Annotated in this window: 6 protein-coding genes and 1 pseudogene; 3 read left to right on the top strand and 4 right to left on the bottom strand. The window is 64.7% G+C overall.

The features are described 5' to 3' along the window. The 3 genes and pseudogenes from AB0M20_RS29255 to AB0M20_RS29245 form a co-directional block, all read right to left on the bottom strand. Positions 1-126 (bottom strand): annotated as a pseudogene (locus tag AB0M20_RS29255) (acyl-CoA desaturase); the annotation flags it as partial. Positions 127-449: 323 nt separating this feature from the next. Beyond that, on the bottom strand, positions 450-632 hold the full coding sequence (locus tag AB0M20_RS29250; RefSeq protein ID WP_364303533.1) for a hypothetical protein: 183 nt from the start codon (positions 630-632) through the stop codon (positions 450-452). 334 nt (positions 633-966) lie between these two features. Then, complete coding sequence (locus tag AB0M20_RS29245) at positions 967-1,323, bottom strand: STAS domain-containing protein (RefSeq protein ID WP_364303532.1); 357 nt, start codon at positions 1,321-1,323, stop codon at positions 967-969. A 136-nt stretch (positions 1,324-1,459) separates the two neighbouring features. Between AB0M20_RS29245 and AB0M20_RS29240 the strand changes: the two genes are divergently transcribed. Further along, entirely contained in the window at positions 1,460-1,615 is a 156-nt protein-coding gene (locus AB0M20_RS29240; RefSeq protein WP_364303531.1) for a transposase, read from the top strand. Positions 1,616-1,864: 249 nt separating this feature from the next. On the opposite strand, the gene AB0M20_RS29235 is transcribed toward AB0M20_RS29240, so the two are convergent. Further along, positions 1,865-2,242, bottom strand: coding sequence for a hypothetical protein (locus tag AB0M20_RS29235; protein WP_364303530.1), 378 nt, complete (start codon positions 2,240-2,242; stop codon positions 1,865-1,867). Positions 2,243-3,247: 1,005 nt separating this feature from the next. Between AB0M20_RS29235 and AB0M20_RS29230 the strand changes: the two genes are divergently transcribed. Together AB0M20_RS29230 and AB0M20_RS29225 are read left to right on the top strand one after the other, a co-directional pair. Beyond that, positions 3,248-3,637: an STAS domain-containing protein gene (locus AB0M20_RS29230; protein ID WP_364303529.1), complete on the top strand. Its 390-nt coding sequence runs from the start codon at positions 3,248-3,250 to the stop codon at positions 3,635-3,637. A 290-nt stretch (positions 3,638-3,927) separates the two neighbouring features. Then, the gene (locus AB0M20_RS29225) at positions 3,928-4,329 is read left to right on the top strand and encodes an ATP-binding protein (RefSeq protein ID WP_364303534.1); all 402 of its coding nucleotides are present in this window, start codon (positions 3,928-3,930) and stop codon (positions 4,327-4,329) included. Positions 4,330-4,406: the final 77 nt, after the last annotated feature.

Genomic DNA, 4,406 nt, shown 5'->3' with positions numbered 1-4,406 from the left:
CGCACCCATCCGCACCGCGTAGTACGCGGGACGCCGCTCGAGCAGCCCGGCCTCGGCGATCCGCCGGTTCAACGCGGCGAAATCACTACCGGCCGCTGTCCTCGGCCGCTCCACGGCGCGAGGCATGGCGGGCGGCGTAATGATGGGGGCAGATGCGCTCACGGCGCGACTCCTAGGAAGTTGCCTGCCATGCACGACCGAGTGTCCACATAGTCGTGGGGGCATGAAGACCGACGATGAAAGGCCGCAGGAGTCTGGGCGGCCACCGCATTCCCGCTGAACGACGCCGGGGCAGTGTCGACGGAGTACCCCGTCGCGCTCGCTGCAAACGGTTCGGCCGCGGGCAGCTGGATAGACGGGCGTCGGATGTCGTTCAGATCCCCGATGTCGAGCATGCCGGTGGACGCCAGCACCCGACGTGTGGTAGCCGTCGCGATGAGGGAGGAGCGTCAGACGGCAGTATCGGTCCGTGGTGCGATCACGTCGGCACGCTCGTCGATCATCTTGGCCTCGCGGGTGACTGCGTCGCCAAGGTCGTGCAGCCGCCGGGTGGTGGCCTCGTCCGGAGACTTGTCGGCGCTGTTGTGCAGTATCGCCTCGCTATGCTCCAGCGCCTCAGCGGTTCGGTGCATCGCGTCGGCCGTCGTGCGTCGGTCTTGTCCACCTGAGTTCACGCACGAGCCTTACCCGTTCGTCCGGTTGCCTATTCGGCCTTGCAAGACGGAGGCGAGAAGCTCCGCTGTCGAGACGTGCTCGCCAGAGATGAGCCATAGTGATGAATTGCCGCCGTCTCAACACTCCGACGGCGCCAGCGACTGCCCGGCGGTCCTTGAGCGGTCCGTCCGGAAGAGCGCGATCTTCACGCACGGGATAGCGCTACGCCTGCCCGCCCGGTCTGCCGTGACTGGCAAAATAGGAGTAGCCGACGCCCAGCTCGTCGGCGAATGGCGCCGATGACGAGGTCCGTTACTGCACCGCGTCGGTCGAGTCAGCGACATCGACAGCCGATGAACGGTCAGGTTGCGTCAGCGCCTGAAGCATGCCGGTGATCTCAAGGACGAGCCGGACGGAATGCTGGACACCGACGAGACGAAAGACAACGCCTCGCTCGGCCGCTACGGCGTAGGCCCGGTCGAGCGCGGCGATCCCCGAAGAGTCGCAGAATGTGACCCCGGCGTAGTCAACAAGCACCTCGGTGGCACTGCGTCCCCCCACCGCCGTGATCAAGGCGTGCTGCAGTTCGTCAGCGGTGGCCATGTCGATCTCACCGGCGACGAATACATACACCGTCCCACCGGCATCAGCCTCCGTGCGAGTGTCCATCACCGCCAACCCTTCTGTCCCACTCGGCGACTGAATATTACGCGGCGATGGTGTCGTCGATGCGGCCCGGGGCGGCGACGGTCAGGTGGTGCTCCGCGACGCCGGCGCCGACGTCCATCTCGCGCATCCGTTAGGTGTGAAGGGGTTCGCCTACCGTCGGGTCAAGAACGACGTGCGGGACGCGACCGATCTGGCGGACCTGCTGCGGATGGGCCGGCTGCCGGAAGGCTGGATCGCCCCGCCGGCGGTGCGGGAACTGCGCGAATTGGTCCGGCACCGGGCGAGCTCCTAACACGACTGCTGAATCGATAGAGAGATAGTCGCCCCTACGCGCACTGTCCTCCTCAGACTCGGATACCAGCACGGGCGAGTCACCTTCGTGGCGTCCACAGAAGTGTCCGTCGACGCGGTGGCCGAGCGTCAGCAGCGCCAGAGCCTCGATGATCACGGTAGGTGGACAGCGGCCGAGAGCCATTGCGGCCCAGCGGGCGGCCGGTCACATGTACGAGCCTGACCCGCCGAGCCGCTTCGGATCCGGTGACTAGTGGTCGTACGAATCGGTGCGCGGGTCGCTGTCACTGCTGCGACTGCCGGCCTTTGCCAGACCGCGACTGATCATGTAACCGATGGTGAGCAGGGTGATGTACCACCACGCCTTGTCGGCCGCGAAGATGTCCGTGCCATCGTTGTTGGCACGATCGCCAACGACGTACGAGGCGATCAAAACGCCGACGACGACGACAACGTAAACGACCAGTTCGGTGGTCTTGAACGAAGGCTTGGTCTCTTCGCCGTGCGAACGGTTGCGAGCAACGCCAGTGGTCTCGTTCTTCCCGCGGGTCGACGTAGTCATATGTGAGCCAGCTCCTGAGCTTTGGATCATGTCCGGGCCGGCGGCGTACTCGCCGGCGGCGGACACGGAGTACCCCAACCCATGCGGCAAAACCTCGATCGCACTGTGGATCCGATGTAGTCCGTGCGCCCGCATGGACCTGCACCATACGCAGCGCCAGGCACGACTCCGAAGCAGACAACAGCGACAGTGTCCAGCAAGCACCGCATCAAGCGGAGCGGGACGCCGGCAGCCGATCGGCGACGAATTCAGGGAGCAACAGCATCTCGTCTGACCACGCGATTTGCGTTGGGCATGCTCATGCCAGGAGTGCCACTCTCCACGACTGTGACGGCCCAGCACCCCATGATGCGGCGCCGCCCGCCGCCCGGAGTCCGACGAAGTCAAGAGGGCCGAGAGATCGAGCACGAGGTCCGCACGGAGCTCGCCCCGGGCACGCCGCCGACCGGCAGGAGCCGGCCGCAGCCGCGCTCGAGCTCAGCGTCCTCGCGGCATGGCAAGACAAGCCATTGTGGAACCGAATGCGGTGATTCTGAAACGTGCGCTCGCATCCCCGCCATGCCATGCTGGTCAATCAACGGCTTCGTGACGGTTCGCTCGGCAGAGTCGAATGTAGAATCTGCCGGGCTGCCTAAGTGAGGAACGGGCTACGTCGGCGCTCGACCTCTTCTCAACACAGAAGACGGTCCAGATGCCGCCATCGGCGTCGCGACGTGTCGTAGCGCGCCGAGTCGTCCTCGAGCACGGCAAACCAGCCGCGACGCCGCCGCGGAGGCTGATCATCAGCCCTGATCGGTGAACGCCACTGAACGCACTGAAGCGCCGGGCACCTGCAGTAGCCGATTCAAATGCGGTGAGAGCCGCACGACATGATCAACGAGGATCAGCCAGGCACCGCGGGCACTTTGGGGGGTGGTGAAGGCCCGAGCGAAATGTGGTGACGCTGGGGAAAGGCGGTCTTGGTGGCGGAGGCGTACCCTGGCCTTACAGCACCACGTCGGGGTTGCTCGCCTTTCAGGGTTCGTTGTCTCGGCATCACCGCCATCGCGCGGTGACTGCTACCGAGCACCAGTGCCGACCCCAGAAGGTTGCTGCACCATGGTTTTTGATCATCAGTACGTTGCTGCCGCACTGGTCGTCGAGGTGGCTGACCACGCCGGGGACACCGCAACGGCGACAGTCGCCGGCGAAATTGACCGGGACAACTACGCACAGCTGGAGCACGCCCTCACCGACCTGTTGCGGGTCCATCGCCCTCGGCGGGTGGCGTTGGACATGGCCCAGGTGACATTTATGGGCTCCGAAGGAATTCGTGTCCTGCTGGCCTGCCGCCGGCAGGCCGAACAGGTGAACTCCAGAATCGACATCGTCCGAGCGCATCACCGAGTCCGCGAGGTACTCACCCTCATGAACCTGGAACGAGTCCTCAACCTGTCGGCGGACGGTGCCGGCGAGCACTGACCGGCACGCTCCCCGTCGAGCCTGCCCGGCGGGTCGGCCCGAGCGGTTGCTCTGATGTCTCGACTACCGGCGGCCAGAGCGTCGCCCACGCTGCCACCGCTCTGCTGATCCGCCCCGATGCGTACGGGCTCGGATCGCATGTTCCTGTGTCCAGCGCGGCACCACGAGAGCATCTGAGGATATGCTCCGAGCACCAGGGGTGATGGCGACTCGGCGCATCAGCACGAGCCGCGGCGGGGTACCCGGACGGTCCTGGTGACTCGTTCGATACGCGCGGCGGAGGTGCGGGCATCATCAACACCGAAGGCCCGACGCCGCGGACCGTCACCGAACAACTGCTTCCGGTCTCCTTTGCGGCACGGCACGCCCGAAACTTCGTCACCGAAGCCTGCCTGCGCTGGGACCTCGCCCACTTGATCGGTCCCGCCGCCCTCATCATCAACGAGCTGGTGAGCAACGTCGTAGACCACGCCCACACGCTGATGACCGTCGAAATCAGCTACCGCCAGTCCGAGCTCTACCTCGCCGTGCACGACGGCGCGGACGCAGCGCCGGCACTACGACTTCCCGACGACAAGACCATCCCGTCCAGTGGCCGCGGCCTGATCCTCGTCGCTGCGACCGCCACCACATGGGGATATGACCATCAAGACGGCGGCAAAGCCGTCTGGGCCATACAACTCACAATCTGACAATGATTTAATAGAGGAACCGTGAATTTTAAATGAATTCATGGTTCCTTTTTATTGAATTAATAAAAATTCTTTTA

It is taken from the genome of Actinoplanes sp. NPDC051633, from assembly GCF_040681735.1.
Lineage (GTDB): Bacteria > Actinomycetota > Actinomycetes > Mycobacteriales > Micromonosporaceae > Actinoplanes.
This window is presented reverse-complemented; position numbering and strand designations above follow the sequence as displayed.

Bases quoted from the DNA above. Each gene is read 5' to 3' on its own strand.
- AB0M20_RS29245 (WP_364303532.1), bottom strand. From the start codon at position 1,323: ATGGACACTCGCACGGAGGCTGATGCCGGTGGGACGGTGTATGTATTC.
- AB0M20_RS29250 (WP_364303533.1), bottom strand. From the start codon at position 632: ATGCACCGAACCGCTGAGGCGCTGGAGCATAGCGAGGCGATACTGCAC.